The organism is Pseudomonas sp. MDT1-85 (assembly GCF_054898065.1).
On record NZ_CM142715.1, the window covers coordinates 5524228 to 5540204 of the forward strand.

Sequence of the window (15977 nt, forward strand, 5' to 3'; positions counted from 1 at the left end):
TTCTTTTTGTACCATCATCACAAACGTAGGGAGTCTGGCCATCTGGCCGCCGGATCAATTCCACGAAGGGTCTTGATCTGGATCAAGCGACGTTGAAAGAGTAGTCGCATTTTTGCCGATGGACGGTGTGGTCTTTTGCCGCGTGACAGGTTGCCTCATACCTTGGCCACTGCCCTGTAGCAGCTGCCGAAGGCTGCGTTCGGCTGCGCAGCAGTCGCAAAACCTGCCAGCTCGGTCTGCCTGAAACTCCGCGGTGTCTGTTTTCACGACTGCTTCGCAGCCGAACGCAGCCTTCGGCAGCTGCTACAAGGGATAAGGATCAGATCGGTGTCTAGCTAACTAAATTTCCCTGCCCTGCAACTTCTGGTTACAGGTTGGTGATAATCTCGCCCTTTCCCCTCGCCCAGACCTGCCTTCAGATGCCCAACCAAGCGCCCCTGCTGTTACGTCATCACCGCCCGTTTATCGCGTTCTGGCTGGCTCGGGTGTTCACCGCCAGCGGTTTTCAGATGCTCACGGTGGCTATCGGCTGGAATCTGTATCAACTGACCGGTAATGTGCTCGATCTGGGTCTGGTGGGGCTGGTGGAATTTGCCCCTCGAGTGTTGTTCATGCTGCACACCGGGCATGTCGCGGACCGCTATGACCGGCGCAAGGTCGCGGCGATTTGCCAGTCGCTACAAGCGCTGATCGCCCTGTCGCTGGCCATCGGCAGTGCGACCGACCATGTCACCCGGGAGATGATCTTCATCCTCGCGTTCCTGCTCGGCGCCGCCCGCTCCTTCGAAATGCCGACCACCCAGGCCTTGTTGCCGAGCATCGTGCCCAGCGCGTTATTCCCCCGCGCCGTTGCCGCGGCGCAATCTGCACAACAATCGGCGACCATTGTCGCCCCGGCACTGGGCGGTTTGCTCTACGCGTTCGGTAGCGTCTGGGTGTATGGCCCGACGGTGATCCTTTACCTCATCGCTTGTGCGCTGATGCTCAACCTCCCGGCCCGGCAGACACCGCTGAACAAGGGCAAGGCCACACTGGATTCACTGCTGGCAGGCATTCACTTCATTCGCAGTCGCCCGGACATTCTCGGGGCGATTTCCCTGGACCTGTTTGCCGTCCTGCTGGGTGGCGCGACCGCGCTGCTGCCGGTATTCGCCAAAGATATTCTGCTGACCGGCCCGTGGGGTCTGGGCCTGCTGCGTTCAGCCCCTGCAGTCGGTGCGCTGCTGATGTCGTTGTTTCTGGCGCGATTTGCCGTGGAGCGCAACGTCGGACGAGTGATGTTTACCGCAGTGGGTATATTCGGCGTGGCGACCATCGCTTTCGGCCTGTCGACTTCGTTCTGGTTTTCCCTCGCCGTGCTGGTGGTATTGGGCGCAGCGGACATGATCAGCATGGTGATCCGCGCCTCATTCGTGCAATTGGAAACCCCCGATGAAATGCGCGGCCGGGTCAGCGCGGTGAATGGCTTGTTCATCGGTGCTTCGAATCAGCTCGGCGAATTCGAGTCCGGCCTGACGGCCCACTGGTTCGGCACCGTGCCGGCAGTGGTGATGGGCGGCATCGGCACGCTGATGGTGACCGGGGTCTGGATCAAACTGTTCCCGACCCTGGCCAACCGCGACCGCATGCATGTTCCGGTGGAAGAGGTCAGGGCCTGACGTTGTTGTTCAGGGCACTCTTTAAACCACCAATTCCCCCGCCACCGTCGACCGCGTGGCTTTGCCGCAGAGTTGCTCCACAAGTGTCAGCGCAAACTCCAACGCGGCGCCTGAACCCTGGGCAGTAATGCAGTTGCCATCGACCACCACGGGTTGATCGACGAAGTTACAGCCTGACAGTTGATTGCTGACTGTGGGCAGGCAAGTCAAGCGTCGCTGACGCAAAACGCCAAAGGTTTGCAGCGCCAGCGCCGGTGATTCGGCAATACCGGCGAACAGGCGCCCGGCAGCAACCTGATCCTTGATCAGTTGTTGCAGGGGTTGGTGTGCCGCCAAATGCTGCGACCCCACAGCACCGCCGGGCAGCACGATCAGGTCGAACGGTTGGGCGAGCAAATCCACCAACATCGCATCGGCAGTCAAGCGGGTGCCGCGAGCGCAAGTGAGCATGCGCCGTGCCTCAATGCTGGCCACCACCACTTCAACCTTGGCGCGGCGCAGCACATCGATCAGGGTCACGGTTTGCAGATCGTCGATGCCCTCGGCGAGGGTAATCAGGGCTCTAAAGGTCATGGGCGCGGTCCACAGGATAATCTTTAAAGCGTAGTCAGCTTTCCTGGCCCTTGTTCGAGGCCAGCCGTTACTTGATGTAAAGCTGCGTCGACAGCGTATTGCCCGGTGCGTTGATCGAGGTGTTGCTGAACGTGAAGATGCCGTCCTGCTTGCCCGCCAGTGTGAAGATGTACAGATAGCCGACGGTTTTTTTCCCGGCGGAGCACTCGGTCAGGTTCCCGGTATCAAAAGCACAGACAGGGGTTCGGGTGCCGTCCACTTTGAATCCGTCCAGCGCAACATGAGGCTCGCGACCGTAGCCGACCTCCAGCACGTAGACCTTGATGTTCGGGCCGCTGTGATTGCAGCGCGTCTGGTCCTGACCGGCCGCAATATCTTCAAATCCACAGGATGGCGATTCGACCTTGAGCACCTTCACCTGGCTCAACGGTTGTGCCATGGCCGCAAAGGCTGTTTGCGCGCCGATGAAACAGGTGAGCAGCAATCCAAATACCGCAATCACACGCTTATTAATGCAATACATATCTACCCCCAAAACCAGCGCGCAGTATGGCGCAGTTCCCTTTTGTACAAAACATCGACGACGATCGCGGCCATAAGCAGCCATAGCCCCACGCTGCTGGTATGATGCGCGGCTTTTTCCGACCCACAGAAAATTACCAGGCGCCTGCAGCGGTCTGTGCTTTGCTGTTGAGGTCATACATTCACGGCGCCGGGCGCGCCACGGGGAGCAGACATGCTGGAAAGGCTGTTTCAACTCAAGGCACACAACACCAACGTGCGGACCGAGATTCTGGCGGGCGTCACGACCTTTCTGGCCATGGCCTACATTCTGTTCGTCAACCCGAGCATTCTCGGCGAGACAGGCATGGATAAGGGTGCGGTGTTTGTCGCCACCTGTCTGGCAGCTGCCATCGGCTCGGCCACCATGGGCCTGATCGCCAACTACCCGATTGCCCTCGCGCCGGGCATGGGTCTGAACGCCTTCTTCACTTACACCGTGGTCCTGCACATGGGCCATACCTGGCAAGTGGCGCTGGGTGCGGTGTTCATCTCGGCGGTGATGTTTTTCCTGCTGTCGATCTTCCGCATCCGTGAATGGATCATCAACAGCATCCCGTTGGCGCTACGCTCGGCGATCGCCGCCGGCATCGGCCTGTTCCTGGCGCTGATCGCCCTGCACAACGCAGGCATCGTGGTTAGCAACCCGGCAACCATGGTCGGCCTCGGCGATCTGAAGCAACCGGCACCGATTCTCGCGACCCTCGGTTTTGCCCTGATCGTTGCGCTCGAAGCCCTGAAAGTACGTGGCGCGGTGTTGATCGGTATTCTGTCGGTAACCATCGTTTCGATCCTGCTGGGCTTCACCCCGTTCGGTGGCGTGATGTCGATGCCGCCGTCGCTGGCGCCGACCTTCCTGCAACTGGACATCAAAGGTGCACTGGACATCGGTCTGGTCAGCGTCATCTTTGCTTTCCTGTTCGTCGACCTGTTCGACAATTCCGGCACACTGATCGGCGTCGCCAAGCGCGCCGGCCTGATGGGCAAGGACGGCCACATGCCGAAAATGGGCCGCGCGCTGATCGCCGACAGCACCGCGGCCATGGCCGGTTCCTTGCTGGGCACCTCGACCACTACCAGCTACATCGAATCCGCAGCCGGCGTGAGTGCCGGTGGCCGCACCGGCCTGACTGCCATCGTGGTCGCGATCCTGTTCCTGCTGGCGCTGTTCTTCTCGCCATTGGCGGCCAGTGTTCCAGCCTTTGCCACCGCGCCTGCCTTGCTGTTCGTCGCCGTACTGATGACATCCGGCCTGGCGGAAATAGACTGGGACGACATCACTGTCGCCGCACCGGTCGTGGTCACCGCCCTGGCCATGCCATTCACTTATTCCATCGCCAACGGGATCGCCTTCGGATTCATCTCCTGGACTGCCATCAAGCTGTTGTCCGGTCGCGGCCGTGAGTTGAATTCGGCGCTGGTGATTCTGTCGATTCTGTTCGTGATCAAATTGGGTTGGTTCAACGCATGACTTTTGACTCCCAGGCCTACGCCGTTCAGCTCGAAGAAAAGGTTACGCGCCTGCGCGACCTGCTGGCCCCGTTCGATGCACCCGAACCTGCGGTGTTCGATTCACCGCTGAAAAACTTCCGCCTGCGTGCCGAATTCCGCCTGTGGCGCGAAGCCGGCGAGCGCCACTACGCGATGTTTTCCCAGGAAGACAAACGCACGCCGATCCTGATCGAAGAGTTCCCGATCGCCAGCCTGCGCATCAACCAGTTGATGCCGCAGCTCAAGGCGGCGTGGCAAGCGAGTGCGGCGCTGAGCCACAAGCTGTTTCAGGTGGAGTTTCTCACCACGCTGGCCGGCGATGCGATGATCACCCTGTGCTATCACCGCCCGCTGGATGAGCACTGGCACACGGCCGCGTCGAAACTGGCAGCCGACCTGAATGTCAGCATCATCGGTCGCTCGAAGGGCAAACGCGAAGTGATCGGTCACGATTACGTGGTCGAGAAACTCGAAGTTGGCGGTCGCACTTTCAGTTATCGCCAGCCGGAAGGCGCGTTCACCCAACCCAACGGCACGGTGAACCAGAAAATGCTCAACTGGGCGTACGACGCCCTCGGCGATCGCTCCGACGATTTGCTGGAGCTGTATTGCGGCAACGGCAACTTCACCCTGCCGCTCGCAACCCGCGTGCGCAAAGTGCTAGCCACCGAAATCAGCAAGACTTCAGTCAACGCCGCGCTCAGCAATCTGAGCGAAAACGCAGTGGATAACGTCACGCTGGTGCGTTTGTCTGCCGAAGAACTGACCGAAGCCCTGAACGAAGTTCGTCCGTTCCGCCGCCTGCACGGCATCGACCTCAAGAGTTACGAATTCGGTAGCGTGTTCGTCGACCCGCCCCGCGCCGGTATGGACCCGGACACTTGTGAACTGACCCGGCGCTTCGACAACATCCTCTACATTTCCTGCAACCCGGAAACCCTCGCGGCCAACATCGCCCAACTGCACGACACCCACCGCATTACTCAATGCGCGATGTTCGACCAGTTTCCGTGGACCCATCACATGGAATCCGGGGTGTTGTTGACCCGTCGTTGATTGCAGCCTCCATATACAAATCAGCCGTCCACAGGACGGCTTTTTTGTGGGCGGTCAACGAGTCGCATCGGCCTTGCGCGGGCGACCGCCCTTCTTGCCGTTGGCCCGCGCAGCCTCGGCCTTGGCGGCGCTGCTCTGACGACCATTGCGCGAGGCGATCACCGAGGCGGCCATATCCATCAGCGGTTTGCTCGCAGAAATCAGACCGGCGATGGATACCTGCAAATCCTTGTCTTCATGACAAAGCGCAGCTCCGGCGAAACCGACTTTCAGCCCGGCGAAATCCTCAGTCTCAAACCATCGAACTCTGGATAGTTTTTTACTGGTAACAACACACCGCTGCCATCCTCGAAGCCGACGGCGAGACATGGATCAAAAAAGATCACCGTCGTCGCATTCAATCCGGCACGATGGCGCGCCTCACCACGTTCGATCGCTTCGTCCAGAGCGCCTTCGGTCACGGGGTGATCAACCTGCATTTTTGCGCTTATCGTTTTCATAATTCGATCTCCACGCCTTCTGGTGCTCCCATGAGGCTCAGTAGGGTCTTGTTGCTCTCCGGCTCATAGCGAGCCGAACCAATCATGTAAGTCGTGCTGCCAATCCACTTCATCGCGACCACTTCATTGGCCTGCCAATCCCATAACTGATTGTCGAGGCAGGCCGTCTGCAATTTGTTCCACCAGATGCCACGAGCTTGCCGTAAATGGGCAGGTTGTCTGAGCGCCTGACGCAATCCCTCTAGCACAGCCAGAGGAGGTCGATGCGAATGAGGGACGACATCCCGGAGTTCGACGCCGTTGTGCCAGAAGCTGAACCTGAAGCGCGCACTCCATGTGCCTGCGTCGACGTGAACGTGCGGCGGACAGTGTTCATCACGCAACATGACCACCAGTGAAAACCCTTTGTAGCGGCATACGTTCATGCCAACCCATCCGTTAGGTTATAGAGTTCGAAGATTCGCCATTCCTTGAAGAATCCGATAACTGGCACTGATCGATTGATCAACCGGCCACGTTTGAGCCTAGCGTTCCAGGCTGATCGGGCTCTGCGATCAAGGCAAAAAAGAGTAAGCAATCCTTCATTGCCAACACTTGGCCGGTGCTGAATCTGGCACTGTATTTGTGCGCTCTGATTTGATAAATACAAACTCAGACACTTCATTTGATTCCCGGTGTAATCAATCATGCAGCGACATTTCGACGATCTTCAATTAGGCAGCATCGAACTGTTTTGCCTGGCCGCAGAGGCTGGCAGCTTTACCGCCGCGGCCCTGGTGGCGGGCGTAACCCCGGCCGCTGTCAGCCGCTCGGTGTCGCGCATGGAAGAACGTTTGGGTGTACGGTTGTTTGCGCGTACCACCCGCAGCGTCAAGCTCACCGACAGTGGCCGGCGTTATTTCGAAGAGTGTCGCGAGGCTCTCGCACAACTGGTCGAGGCCCAGCGCGAGGTGATGGGGCAGCAGCAAGAACCTTCCGGCACTTTGCGCATCAGCATTCCCACGACCTATGCCCATCATCGAATCCTGCCCTTGCTGCCTGCGTTTCGGGCGCGCTTTCCCGCCGTGAAAGTCGAGGCGCATATCAGCAATCGCAACATCGATTTCGTCGGCGAAGGCTATGACATGGCAATCCGTGTGCGGGCCATTCCCGACTCAGGGCTGATTGCACGGCCGTTGGAGGATGCCGCGCTGGTGATGATTGCCAGCCCTGATTACCTGAAGCGCGCCGGCACGCCGCAGACGCTGGATGACTTGGCTCAGCACGAATGCATTCAGTACGAACTGCCCAGCAGCGGCCGGCGGATTGCCTGGCTGTTCAACGACAACGGCGTGCCGCGGGAGATCTTGGCCGAGGGTAATTACTGCTGCTCCGATGACGTATTGGGCGGCGTGACGCTGGCAAAAAGCGGCGCTGGGATCTTTCAAACCTATCGCTTCATCGTCGAAAAGGAACTGGCGGACGGTTCGCTGGTGGAAGTACTCAAGCCCTATGGCGGACGCTCACGCCCCTTCACTTTGCTGTATCCGCAAAGCCGCCATGTGCCGTTGCGGCTAAGAGCGTTTATCGATTTTCTGGTTGAGCATCTACCTCGCTGAAAAGATCGCAGGCTTCGCCAGCTCCTACGCCGACCGCGCACGGGCGCAATTTAACGGGCGCCCCCGCTTTTTGGAGCTGCCGAAGGCTGCGATCTTTTGTATCTGTCCGATCACCGCACAAATAATTCAGGCCTGACGCCCTCTTCAATTGACCTTATTAACCGGTTAGTACAATTTCTCCCCACAGGCTGAAACCCTCGGCCAATGCTAAAAATAATATGTGGAGAGACCCGATGTCCCCTATCGTTCTGGTGCTCAACGGCCCGAACCTGAACCTGCTGGGCACCCGTGAACCGGCGACTTACGGCCATGAAACCCTGGCGGATATTTCAGCGCTGTGCGGTCGTGCTGCCGAAGAGTTCGGCCTGACAGTGGAATTTCGCCAGACCAACCATGAAGGCGAACTGCTCGACTGGATTCACGCCGCCCGTGGCCGTTGCGCCGGGATCGTCATCAATCCGGCCGCGTGGACTCACACCTCGGTCGCTATTCGCGATGCCTTGGTCGCTAGCGAACTGCCAGTGATCGAAGTACATCTGTCCAACGTCCATGCCCGCGAACCCTTCCGGCATCACTCTTTTGTTTCGTCCATCGCCACCGCGGTCATGTGCGGTTTCGGCAGCCACGGCTATCGTTTGGCGCTGGAGCATTTCAGCCAACGTTTGGAAGGTTAAGCGTCATGACACAGAACACCGTGGTATTGGCCGGGTTGATCGGTGCCGGTATTCAAGCTTCCCGCACCCCCGCGCTGCACGAGCATGAAGGCGATGCGCAGGGTTTGCGTTACCTGTATCGGTTGATCGATCTGGATCAATTGAAACTCGACAGCAGCGCCCTGCCCGACCTGCTGATGGCCGCCGAGCGGATGAATTTCACCGGGCTGAACATCACCTTCCCGTGCAAGCAGACGATCATCCCGTTGCTCGACGAATTGTCGCCGGAGGCCCGCGGTATTGGCGCGGTGAACACGGTGGTGCTGAAGGACGGTAAACGCATCGGCCACAACACCGATTGCCTGGGTTTTGCCGAAGGCTTTCGCCGTGGCTTGCAGGGCGTTTCCCTTGAGCGCGTCGTACAAATGGGCGCCGGTGGCGCAGGCGCGGCAGTGGCCCACGCGCTATTGAGCGAAGGCGTACAGCTGCTGAGCATTTTCGATGTGGATCAAAGTCGCGCTCAGTCGTTGGCGAACAACCTCAATCAGCATTTTGGTTTTGGTCGAGCCGTGGCCGGGCATGATTTGCCTGGCACGTTGGGTCAGGCTGACGGCTTGGTGAATACCACGCCGATGGGCATGAAAAAACTGCCTGGCATGCCAGTACCGGTAGAGCTGCTTCGAGCGCAGTTGTGGGTCGCGGAGATCGTTTATTTCCCGCTGGAAACCGAACTGCTGCGCAACGCTCGTGCGTTGGGTTGCCGAACCCTGGATGGCGGCAACATGGCGGTGTTTCAGGCGGTGAAGGCGTTTGAACTGTTCAGCGGCGTGGTGCCGGATGCTCAGCGGATGCTGGCGCATTTTCAGAGCATGAATGGTTGAAGATCAAAAGATCGCAGCCTTCGGCAGCTCCTACACGGTAATCGGCGTTTAACCGATCCTGTAGGAGCTGCCGCAGGCTGCGATCTTTTAAGGGACCTACAAATCAGGCCTGCAGGTACCGCAAAACCGACTCGCAAATCATCTCCCGATGACGCTGCTTGATGCTTTCGTCCGGCAGGTCGATCTGAAAGATCTCACTGAAGGTATGACGGTTCGATACGCGATAGAAGCAAAACGAACTGATCAGCAGATGCACATCCAATGGATCGAGGTCGGTGCGGAATACACCTTCTTCGGAGCCACGACGCAAGATCTCGCCCAGTGAGTCGAGGATGGTGTTGTTCATCGCCTTGATCGCATCGGAGCGCTTCACGTACTCGGCGTTGTGAATGTTCTCGATGCTGACGATACGCACGAAATCGACATTGCGATCATGGTGATCGAAGGTGAATTCCACCAACCGGCGAATCGCTTCCACCGGCGCCAGTTCGGCCAGGTGCAAGCGGTTTTCGGTGCTGCGAATATCCCCGTAGAGTTTCTCCAGCACCTCGACATAGAGCTGTTCCTTACTGCCGAAGTAGTAATAGATCATGCGTTTCGAGGTGTGGATACGCTCGGCGATCGCGTCGACGCGCGCACCGGAAAGCCCCTGCTGAACGAACTCGACAATGGCCTCTTGAAGGATGTTCTCGCGGGTCTTTTCCGGGTTGTTCTTGCGACTCTTTCGAGGCTCGGCAATTGGCTTTTCGGGCGCTACGGAGAGTTCTGAAATTATTGTCATTGCGGGCTCACGGCCATCACTGCACAAGCTGGCGATTATGGGCTGCCGCGCACAGTGAAGGAAGTCGCGAGGCAGCAGTTTTGTACCCGTGTTTACGATTTTCCTACAACTTTGCCTGACGTACGCCACCACTTCGCGATTTAGCCATGGCCGCCAGTCGCACTGCCACGTTGGCTGCGCCGTAACCCGCGTAGCCGTTTTTGCGCTGGATGATTTCAAAGAAGAACCGTCCTTCGAACGGCTCGGTGTAGACATGAAACAGCTCGCCGCTCTGGGCATCGCGGTCATAGAGCACGTTGAAATAGGCCAGTTCGCTGAGGAATTCGTCGTCGAAATCGAAGCGCGCGGCGAGGTCATCGTAGTAGTTGAGCGGGATATCCAGCAGCGGTACGCCCGCCTCCTTGGCGCGGCTGACTTCGGCAAAGATGTCGTCGCAATCGAAAGCGATGTGATGCACGCCGGAACCGCGATAACTCGACAGCGCGTGTGAGATGGCGGTGTTGCGATTCTCGGAAATGTTCAGCGGCAGGCGAATCGAACTGCATCGGCTGCGCAATGCGCGGCTCTTCACCAGACCATACGGGTCGGGCAGCACCACTTCATCGTCGACTTCGAAATCCAGCAGGCTTTTATAGAACAGCACCCAACTGTCGAGGCTGTCGGCCGGCAGCGCCATCGCCATGTGGTCGATGCGCTTGAGGCCGCCGCTGGCCACGGCCGTCGGTTGCAGGTTGAAGTCGGTGCCGTAGACGTCAGCGTTCTGGTCCACCAGGTAAATCAGGCTGCCGTCCGGCGCACGCACCGCTGCCAGTTCAAGCTCATTGGGGCCAACAAGTCCGCGATACGGCTGGCCTTTATACGCAACGGCGCGGGCCAGCGCACTGGCGCTGTCCTTGACCCGCACGGCAGTGGCGCACAGCGATGGGCCGTGAGCCTCGAAAAAACTGTGGGCGAAGGAATAAGGCTCTGAGTTGAGGATCAGGTTGATATCGCCCTGACGCAACAGGCTGACGCTCTTGGAACGGTGCTGCCCGGCCTTGACGAAACCCAGCCGTTCCAGCCAATGGGACAGCTTGGCACCGAGGCTTTCGTCCACTGCGAATTCAAGAAACGCCAGCAACGTCGGTGCCAGTTCATGCAGGCGCGCCCCCGGCATCCGCGCGCTCGGTCCGGCAATGCTGAGCACCCCGATCACTCGCCCGTGCAATGGATGACGGATAACCGCAGCAATCGCCGACGTGCCTACCGCCGAACTTTCCTCGACCCAGGCATAGCCCTGCTCGCGCGCCAGGCGCAGCCGCTCCAGCAGTTCGATGTTGGAGCGTGGCGCATTGGGTCCCAGGCCCTCGGGCTTCTCGACTGCCTGGCGCTCAACCAGCGACAACGCTTCGGCATCGCTCATGCAGGCCAGCCACGCATGCCCGGAAGCGGTATAGAACAGCGGCGCATCGCGCCCCATGTCCGGGTCGTAACGCAGGCCGGAGCGGGCGCCCTGGGATTTGGCGATCCAGGTCTGGCGCTCGCCTTCGATCACCCCCGGACGCACCAGCTCACCGGTCTCCCGGGCCAGCCGATCGAGTACTGGCTGCACAATGTCCGCACCACTGCCGGACAAGTAACGAAAGCCCATGGCGACCAGTTTGGTCGATAAGTGATAGCGCAGGTTTTCCGGATTCTGCCGCACATACCCCAGACGAATCAGTTCGGCGAGCAGACGGTGGGTCGCGCTCTTGGGAATGTCCAATTGCTCGGCCAGGGTCTGCATCGGTAGACCGTGGGGTTCACCGGTAAGGCTTTCCAGCACGCTGAAAACCCGTTCGATCTGACTGCCTGCCATGGGAAATTCCGAATGAGGTTTGGCTGATTCTAAAAGACAACTCTAGGTAAGCAAAACCTGGAACCTGTCCGGCAGCTATCGTGACCGATCTGCAGTACCCGTCCGTCCATGAAACCGCTAATGTCGCCACTTAGGAGAACCCATGTCGCCAAGGGCTGTCAGACGACCGGACTGGCGCCATACCTACTCACCGGCAACACTCATCACCATGCGCCTTCATCAGGTAAAAAAGAGGATCCCCCATGCTTTGGAAAAAAGGCCGACGCAGCGACAACGTGGTCGATGCCCGTGGCGATGGTGGGGGCGGTGGGATGCGCTTCGGTGGAGGCAAGGGTCTGAGCGTGACGGCAATCCTGTTGATCGTCGGGATCGGCTGGATCACCGGCCAGGACCCGATGCAGATCCTCGGACAACTGACCGGGCAAATGAGCGAACAATCTGCCCCGGCCACCACCCAAACCCGCAAGGCGCCACCGGCCAATGATGAAGGGGCTGAATTCGTACGCTCGATCCTCGGCGATACCGAAGACACTTGGCGGCAGATTTTCCAGCAGGCCGATCGGCAATATAAAGACCCGACCCTGGTGCTGTTCAGCAACCGCGTCAACTCGGCCTGCGGCCTGGCGACTTCGGCGACCGGTCCCTTCTATTGCCCGGCGGATCAGAAGGTCTACCTGGACATGAGTTTCTTCCAGGAGATGTCCCAACGCTTTTCTGCGGCGGGCGACTTCGCCCAGGCCTACGTGATCGCTCACGAAATCGGACACCACGTGCAGACCTTGCTCGGCGTTTCAGCGAAGATTCAGACCGCTCGCCAACAGGGCCGGCAGATGGAAGGCGACAATGGTTTGCTGGTACGTCAGGAACTGCAGGCCGATTGCCTGGCCGGGATCTGGGCGAACCATGCGCAGAAACGTCTGAACTGGCTGGAACCCGGTGACATCGAGGAAGCCTTGAACGCCGCCAATGCCATCGGCGACGACCGCTTGCAACAACAAGGTCAGGGCCGCGTGGTGCCAGACTCTTTCACCCACGGCACTTCGGCCCAGCGAGTGCGCTGGTTCAAGGCCGGGTTCGCACAAGGCCAAGTTGGCGAGTGCGATACCTTTGCCGCGAAGAATCTGTGATGCGTAAGTGGCTGCTGGCTCTGTTAATCACCTGCGCAAGCACCCAGGCTGCCGAGAAAGGGGTCAAGGAGATCAGTTCCGGGCGCTTGTTGCTGAGCGCCGGGGAAATCGCGGTGAGCATTGGCCCGACACCAGCGAAAATCGAACGCGTACTGATCATCATCCATGGTCGATTGCGCAATGCAGAAACCTATCGCCAAAGCGCCGAACGCGCAGCCGAGCAGGCCGGGCAAAGTGCGAACACGTTGGTGCTCGCCCCGCAGTTTCTCAACGAAACCGACATTGCCAGCCATACGGTGCCCGACAGCGTTTTACGCTGGCAAGGCAATGACTGGATGGCCGGCGGCTTGTCCACCGCGCCGTTTACGCTGAGTTCCTATGCGGCGCTCGACGAAATCATCGCGCGCCTGGGTGATCGGCGACAGTTTCCGGACGTGAAGCAGATCGTCATTGCCGGTCACTCCGGTGGCGCTCAGGTGGTTCAGCGTTATGCCTTGCTGAGTCACCCTCAGCCGGCCCTCGACGCGGAGGGCGTGAAAGTGCGCTATGTGATCGCCAATCCTTCGTCGTACGCCTGGTTCAATGAGCAACGGCCAGTGGCGTTCAGTCATGCGAAGTGTCCGAACTTCAACCGCTGGAAGTACGGGCTGGCGGATCTGCCCGCCTATGCCGATGGGCAAACACCTGCGCAACTTGAAGAAAACTACGTCAAACGTGATGTCGTTTATTTACTCGGGCAGCAAGACATCGACCCGAATCACCCGGCGCTGGATAAAAGTTGTGAAGCTAGAGCCCAGGGGGCTTCTCGATTGATTCGTGGGCGCAACTATTTCAATTATCTGAAACGGCGCCATCCTCAAGGGTTGAGTCAGCAACTGATCGAAGTGCCCGGGGTCGGGCATGATGGTGATGGGATGTTTACGTCGCCTGAGGGGCAGAAGGTGTTGTTTGGTCAGTGAGTGTTGTGGTGCCTGATCTGACGCCTTCGCGAGCAGGCTCGCTCCCACAGTGGATCTGCTGTGGACACACTTTTCATGAACACTAGAGATCAAATGTGGGAGCGAGCCTGCTCGCGATGGGGCCTTCAAGCCGACAGCAACTTCCGCAATTCGACGCAATCGCGCGCATGCCAATCAGTCAATTCCGGCCACGGATTATCCGGCAGATTCACCAACACCGTCCGCGTCCCCGCCGCCCGACCGCAATCCAGATCGAAGCGGTAATCACCGACCATCACCATTTCGCTCGCTGGCACTTTCCAGGTTTCGGCCAGTTTCAGCAACCCACCAGGATGCGGCTTGGGCGGCGCTTCATCGCGACCCAGTACATCCTCTGCCGCAAAGCATTCGGCCAGGCCGATGGCCTCTAGCGTGACATGCGCCAGCTCGCGAGCATTGCGCGTGAGAATGCCCAGACGATAACCGCGCCCGGCCAACTCACGCACCAGTTCCACCGCGCCCGGCGCCGGCTTCGAACCCAACGCCAGATCCCGCTCGTGCTCCAGCAGCCACGCGTGTTTGGCCGCGGCTTCATCGGCTGGCAGCGCAGCGAGGTGAGTAAGGATGTCGTGTTCGGCGGGAATCGCCAACGCCACGCGAATCGCCGCGAAGTCATGCACCGCCACCGTCAGGGTGCCGTCCATGTCGAACACCCAGTGCCGCACCTCAGCCAGGCTCATGCCCAATCCTTGCGATGACGAATCAGGCCTTCCTGAGTGACCGAAGCCACCAGTTGCCCGGCGCGGTTGAACACGCTGCCGCGGGAGAATCCGCGCGAATTGCCGGCCCACGGACTGTCCATGGCGTACAGCAACCAGTCATCGGCGCGCAGGTCGGCGTGGAACCACAAGGCGTGATCAAGGCTGGCGACCTGCATGTCTTTCTGCCAGACCGATTTGCCATGAGGCAGCATCGAGGTGGTCAGCAGACCGAAGTCCGATGCGTAGGCCAGCAGGTATTTGTGCAGCGCGGGGGTGTCGGCCAAGGCACCGTCGGCACGGAACCACACGTATTTGATGGGATCGGCAGGTTGAGGGTTGTAGGGGTCTTTTTCGGTCACCGGCCGGACTTCGATCGGTTTCGGACACAGCAGTTTTTCGCGCATGTGTTCAGGGATCAGGTGCGCGCGCTGCTGGGTGAGTTCCAGCTCCGACGGCAGGTTTTCCGGGCCGACCACTTGCGGCATCTCAGTCTGGTGCTGAAAGCCTTCTTCGTCGTACTGGAACGAGGCACTGCAGGTGAAAATCGGATTGCCCTTCTGGATCGCCGTCACCCGACGCGTGCTGAAACTGCCGCCATCGCGCACCCGATCGACCTGATACACCACCGGCAATTTGGCATCGCCCGGGCGCAGGAAATAACCGTGCATCGAATGCACATGGCGCGCCGCCTCGACCGTCTGACTGGCCGCCGACAGGGACTGGCCGAGTACCTGGCCGCCGAACAACTGGCGAAAACCCAGGTCCTGGCTGCGGCCACGGAACAGGTTTTCTTCAATCGGTTCCAGGGTCAGCAGGTCTACCAGATCTTCCAACACTTGGCTCATTCAGACTCTCCTCACACAACGCAATGCCGCGCAGTCTTGGCTGCGGCGGTCGATTCAGTTTATGGCCCGGTTCAACATGAGGGCCATTGTAAACGTCCGCGCCTGCTTATCCATGCAAGGTTTGCAGCCATTGCTCACGGGTGATGCGGTACAGCACGTGCGGGCGCAACGGATGATCGGCTGCAAGCCGCGGGTGCTCGAAGTCATCGGAGGGGGCATGGTGCATGCCGATCGCTTGCATGACTTTCTCGGATGGCAGATTGGTCCTGGTGGTGAATGCGACGACCTCTTGCAGCGCCAACCGGTCAAACCCGCAGCGCAGAGCGGTCCACGCCGCTTCACTGGCATAACCCAGGCTCCAGTGCTCGCGCGCCAGGCGCCAACCGATTTCGATGGCCGGCGTAAACGGCGCGTCGAAGCCCACCACGCCGAGGCCGGTAAACCCGATGAACGTCCCGGTGTCCTTGCGCTCCAGTGCCCAGAGGCCAAATCCATGCTCGGCAAAATGCCCGCGAACCCGCCCGATCAGCGCGGCACTTTCCAGTCGACTCAAGGGTGCCGGAAAATAACGCATCACTTGTGGATCGGCGCACATCGCCGCAAACGCCGGTAAATCCTCGTCACGCCACTGCCGCAACAACAGTCGTGCGCTTTCGAGTTCCAGTATCGGCTCCATCGTGCCCCGCCCCTCCGTTTTCATGCCGCCAAGTCTACATC

15 protein-coding genes and 3 pseudogenes are annotated in these 15977 nt (G+C 59.4%); 8 read left to right on the top strand and 10 right to left on the bottom strand.

All coding sequences use genetic code 11. The annotated features are described in order from the left end of the window. Positions 1-419 precede the first annotated feature (419 nt). Positions 420-1658, top strand: a complete 1239-nt coding sequence (locus ACYZT2_RS24815) for an MFS transporter (RefSeq protein WP_461968172.1) — start codon at positions 420-422, stop codon at positions 1656-1658. Positions 1659-1679: 21 nt separating this feature from the next. On the opposite strand, the gene ACYZT2_RS24820 is transcribed toward ACYZT2_RS24815, so the two are convergent. Then, a complete protein-coding gene (locus tag ACYZT2_RS24820) occupies positions 1680-2231 on the bottom strand; it encodes a DJ-1 family glyoxalase III (RefSeq protein ID WP_461968174.1) in 552 nt (183 codons plus the stop codon). Between the two features lie 67 nt (positions 2232-2298). Further along, complete coding sequence (locus ACYZT2_RS24825) at positions 2299-2754, bottom strand: DUF4879 domain-containing protein (RefSeq protein WP_461973258.1); 456 nt, start codon at positions 2752-2754, stop codon at positions 2299-2301. Between the two features lie 213 nt (positions 2755-2967). Here ACYZT2_RS24825 and ACYZT2_RS24830 point away from each other — a divergent pair, with 213 nt between their 5' ends. Beyond that, entirely contained in the window at positions 2968-4263 is a 1296-nt protein-coding gene (locus ACYZT2_RS24830; RefSeq protein WP_007895297.1) for an NCS2 family permease, read from the top strand. Beyond that, the gene (trmA, locus tag ACYZT2_RS24835; RefSeq protein ID WP_461968177.1) at positions 4260-5339 is read left to right on the top strand and encodes a tRNA (uridine(54)-C5)-methyltransferase TrmA; all 1080 of its coding nucleotides are present in this window, start codon (positions 4260-4262) and stop codon (positions 5337-5339) included. Before ACYZT2_RS24830 ends, trmA begins: the two co-directional genes overlap by 4 nt. Before the next feature lie 54 nt (positions 5340-5393). On the opposite strand, the pseudogene ACYZT2_RS24840 reads toward trmA, so the two are convergent. Together ACYZT2_RS24840 and ACYZT2_RS24845 are read right to left on the bottom strand one after the other, a co-directional pair. Further along, a pseudogene (locus ACYZT2_RS24840) lies at positions 5394-5839 on the bottom strand (DUF2442 domain-containing protein). Further along, the gene (locus ACYZT2_RS24845; RefSeq protein WP_461968179.1) at positions 5836-6264 is read right to left on the bottom strand and encodes a DUF4160 domain-containing protein; all 429 of its coding nucleotides are present in this window, start codon (positions 6262-6264) and stop codon (positions 5836-5838) included. Before ACYZT2_RS24845 ends, ACYZT2_RS24840 begins: the two are co-directional and overlap by 4 nt. A gap of 261 nt (positions 6265-6525) precedes the next feature. Here ACYZT2_RS24845 and ACYZT2_RS24850 point away from each other — a divergent pair, with 261 nt between their 5' ends. From ACYZT2_RS24850 to ACYZT2_RS24860, 3 genes are all read left to right on the top strand, one after another. After that, positions 6526-7437: a LysR family transcriptional regulator gene (locus ACYZT2_RS24850; RefSeq protein WP_461968181.1), complete on the top strand. Its 912-nt coding sequence runs from the start codon at positions 6526-6528 to the stop codon at positions 7435-7437. Positions 7438-7670: 233 nt separating this feature from the next. Further along, positions 7671-8111 carry a type II 3-dehydroquinate dehydratase gene (gene aroQ, locus ACYZT2_RS24855; protein ID WP_030129491.1) on the top strand — a complete coding sequence of 147 codons (441 nt, stop codon included), beginning with the start codon at positions 7671-7673 and terminating at the stop codon, positions 8109-8111. 5 nt (positions 8112-8116) lie between these two features. Then, on the top strand, positions 8117-8971 hold the full coding sequence (locus ACYZT2_RS24860) for a shikimate dehydrogenase (RefSeq protein ID WP_461968184.1): 855 nt from the start codon (positions 8117-8119) through the stop codon (positions 8969-8971). Between the two features lie 103 nt (positions 8972-9074). Here ACYZT2_RS24860 and ACYZT2_RS24865 read toward each other — a convergent pair whose 3' ends face one another. From ACYZT2_RS24865 to ACYZT2_RS24875, 3 genes and pseudogenes are all read right to left on the bottom strand, one after another. Further along, on the bottom strand, positions 9075-9752 hold the full coding sequence (locus ACYZT2_RS24865) for a TetR family transcriptional regulator (protein ID WP_461968186.1): 678 nt from the start codon (positions 9750-9752) through the stop codon (positions 9075-9077). A gap of 103 nt (positions 9753-9855) precedes the next feature. Beyond that, positions 9856-10866 (bottom strand): annotated as a pseudogene (locus tag ACYZT2_RS24870) (4-hydroxyphenylpyruvate dioxygenase family protein); the annotation flags it as partial. Then, positions 10855-11589 (bottom strand): annotated as a pseudogene (locus ACYZT2_RS24875) (IclR family transcriptional regulator); the annotation flags it as partial. The pseudogenes ACYZT2_RS24870 and ACYZT2_RS24875, both read right to left, overlap by 12 nt. Positions 11590-11831: 242 nt before the next feature. On the opposite strand from ACYZT2_RS24875, the gene ypfJ reads away from it, so the two are divergent. Both ypfJ and ACYZT2_RS24885 read left to right on the top strand, forming a co-directional pair. Next, positions 11832-12716, top strand: coding sequence for a KPN_02809 family neutral zinc metallopeptidase (gene ypfJ, locus ACYZT2_RS24880; RefSeq protein WP_461968188.1), 885 nt, complete (start codon positions 11832-11834; stop codon positions 12714-12716). Continuing rightward, complete coding sequence (locus tag ACYZT2_RS24885) at positions 12716-13675, top strand: alpha/beta fold hydrolase (protein ID WP_461968190.1); 960 nt, start codon at positions 12716-12718, stop codon at positions 13673-13675. Before ypfJ ends, ACYZT2_RS24885 begins: the two co-directional genes overlap by 1 nt. A 125-nt stretch (positions 13676-13800) precedes the next feature. Here ACYZT2_RS24885 and ACYZT2_RS24890 read toward each other — a convergent pair whose 3' ends face one another. The 3 genes from ACYZT2_RS24890 to ACYZT2_RS24900 all read right to left on the bottom strand — a co-directional run bounded on the left by ACYZT2_RS24890 (position 13801) and on the right by ACYZT2_RS24900 (position 15936). Further along, on the bottom strand, positions 13801-14394 hold the full coding sequence (locus ACYZT2_RS24890) for an HAD family hydrolase (protein WP_461968192.1): 594 nt from the start codon (positions 14392-14394) through the stop codon (positions 13801-13803). Further along, complete coding sequence (gene tesB, locus ACYZT2_RS24895; RefSeq protein WP_447794576.1) at positions 14391-15260, bottom strand: acyl-CoA thioesterase II; 870 nt, start codon at positions 15258-15260, stop codon at positions 14391-14393. The genes ACYZT2_RS24890 and tesB overlap by 4 nt, the downstream gene beginning before the upstream one ends. A gap of 106 nt (positions 15261-15366) precedes the next feature. Further along, on the bottom strand, positions 15367-15936 hold the full coding sequence (locus ACYZT2_RS24900) for a GNAT family N-acetyltransferase (RefSeq protein WP_461968194.1): 570 nt from the start codon (positions 15934-15936) through the stop codon (positions 15367-15369). Positions 15937-15977 lie beyond the last annotated feature (41 nt).

Excerpts from the sequence above, each read along its gene's own strand:
- ACYZT2_RS24815 (WP_461968172.1), top strand. The coding sequence starts at position 420 with ATGCCCAACCAAGCGCCCCTGCTGTTACGTCATCACCGCCCGTTTATC.
- ACYZT2_RS24820 (WP_461968174.1), bottom strand. The coding sequence starts at position 2,231 with ATGACCTTTAGAGCCCTGATTACCCTCGCCGAGGGCATCGACGATCTG.
- ACYZT2_RS24825 (WP_461973258.1), bottom strand. The coding sequence starts at position 2,754 with ATGTATTGCATTAATAAGCGTGTGATTGCGGTATTTGGATTGCTGCTC.
- ACYZT2_RS24830 (WP_007895297.1), top strand. The coding sequence starts at position 2,968 with ATGCTGGAAAGGCTGTTTCAACTCAAGGCACACAACACCAACGTGCGG.
- trmA (WP_461968177.1), top strand. The coding sequence starts at position 4,260 with ATGACTTTTGACTCCCAGGCCTACGCCGTTCAGCTCGAAGAAAAGGTT.
- ACYZT2_RS24845 (WP_461968179.1), bottom strand. The coding sequence starts at position 6,264 with ATGAACGTATGCCGCTACAAAGGGTTTTCACTGGTGGTCATGTTGCGT.
- ACYZT2_RS24850 (WP_461968181.1), top strand. The coding sequence starts at position 6,526 with ATGCAGCGACATTTCGACGATCTTCAATTAGGCAGCATCGAACTGTTT.
- aroQ (WP_030129491.1), top strand. The coding sequence starts at position 7,671 with ATGTCCCCTATCGTTCTGGTGCTCAACGGCCCGAACCTGAACCTGCTG.
- ACYZT2_RS24860 (WP_461968184.1), top strand. The coding sequence starts at position 8,117 with ATGACACAGAACACCGTGGTATTGGCCGGGTTGATCGGTGCCGGTATT.
- ACYZT2_RS24865 (WP_461968186.1), bottom strand. The coding sequence starts at position 9,752 with ATGACAATAATTTCAGAACTCTCCGTAGCGCCCGAAAAGCCAATTGCC.
- ypfJ (WP_461968188.1), top strand. The coding sequence starts at position 11,832 with ATGCTTTGGAAAAAAGGCCGACGCAGCGACAACGTGGTCGATGCCCGT.
- ACYZT2_RS24885 (WP_461968190.1), top strand. The coding sequence starts at position 12,716 with ATGCGTAAGTGGCTGCTGGCTCTGTTAATCACCTGCGCAAGCACCCAG.
- ACYZT2_RS24890 (WP_461968192.1), bottom strand. The coding sequence starts at position 14,394 with ATGAGCCTGGCTGAGGTGCGGCACTGGGTGTTCGACATGGACGGCACC.
- tesB (WP_447794576.1), bottom strand. The coding sequence starts at position 15,260 with ATGAGCCAAGTGTTGGAAGATCTGGTAGACCTGCTGACCCTGGAACCG.
- ACYZT2_RS24900 (WP_461968194.1), bottom strand. The coding sequence starts at position 15,936 with ATGGAGCCGATACTGGAACTCGAAAGCGCACGACTGTTGTTGCGGCAG.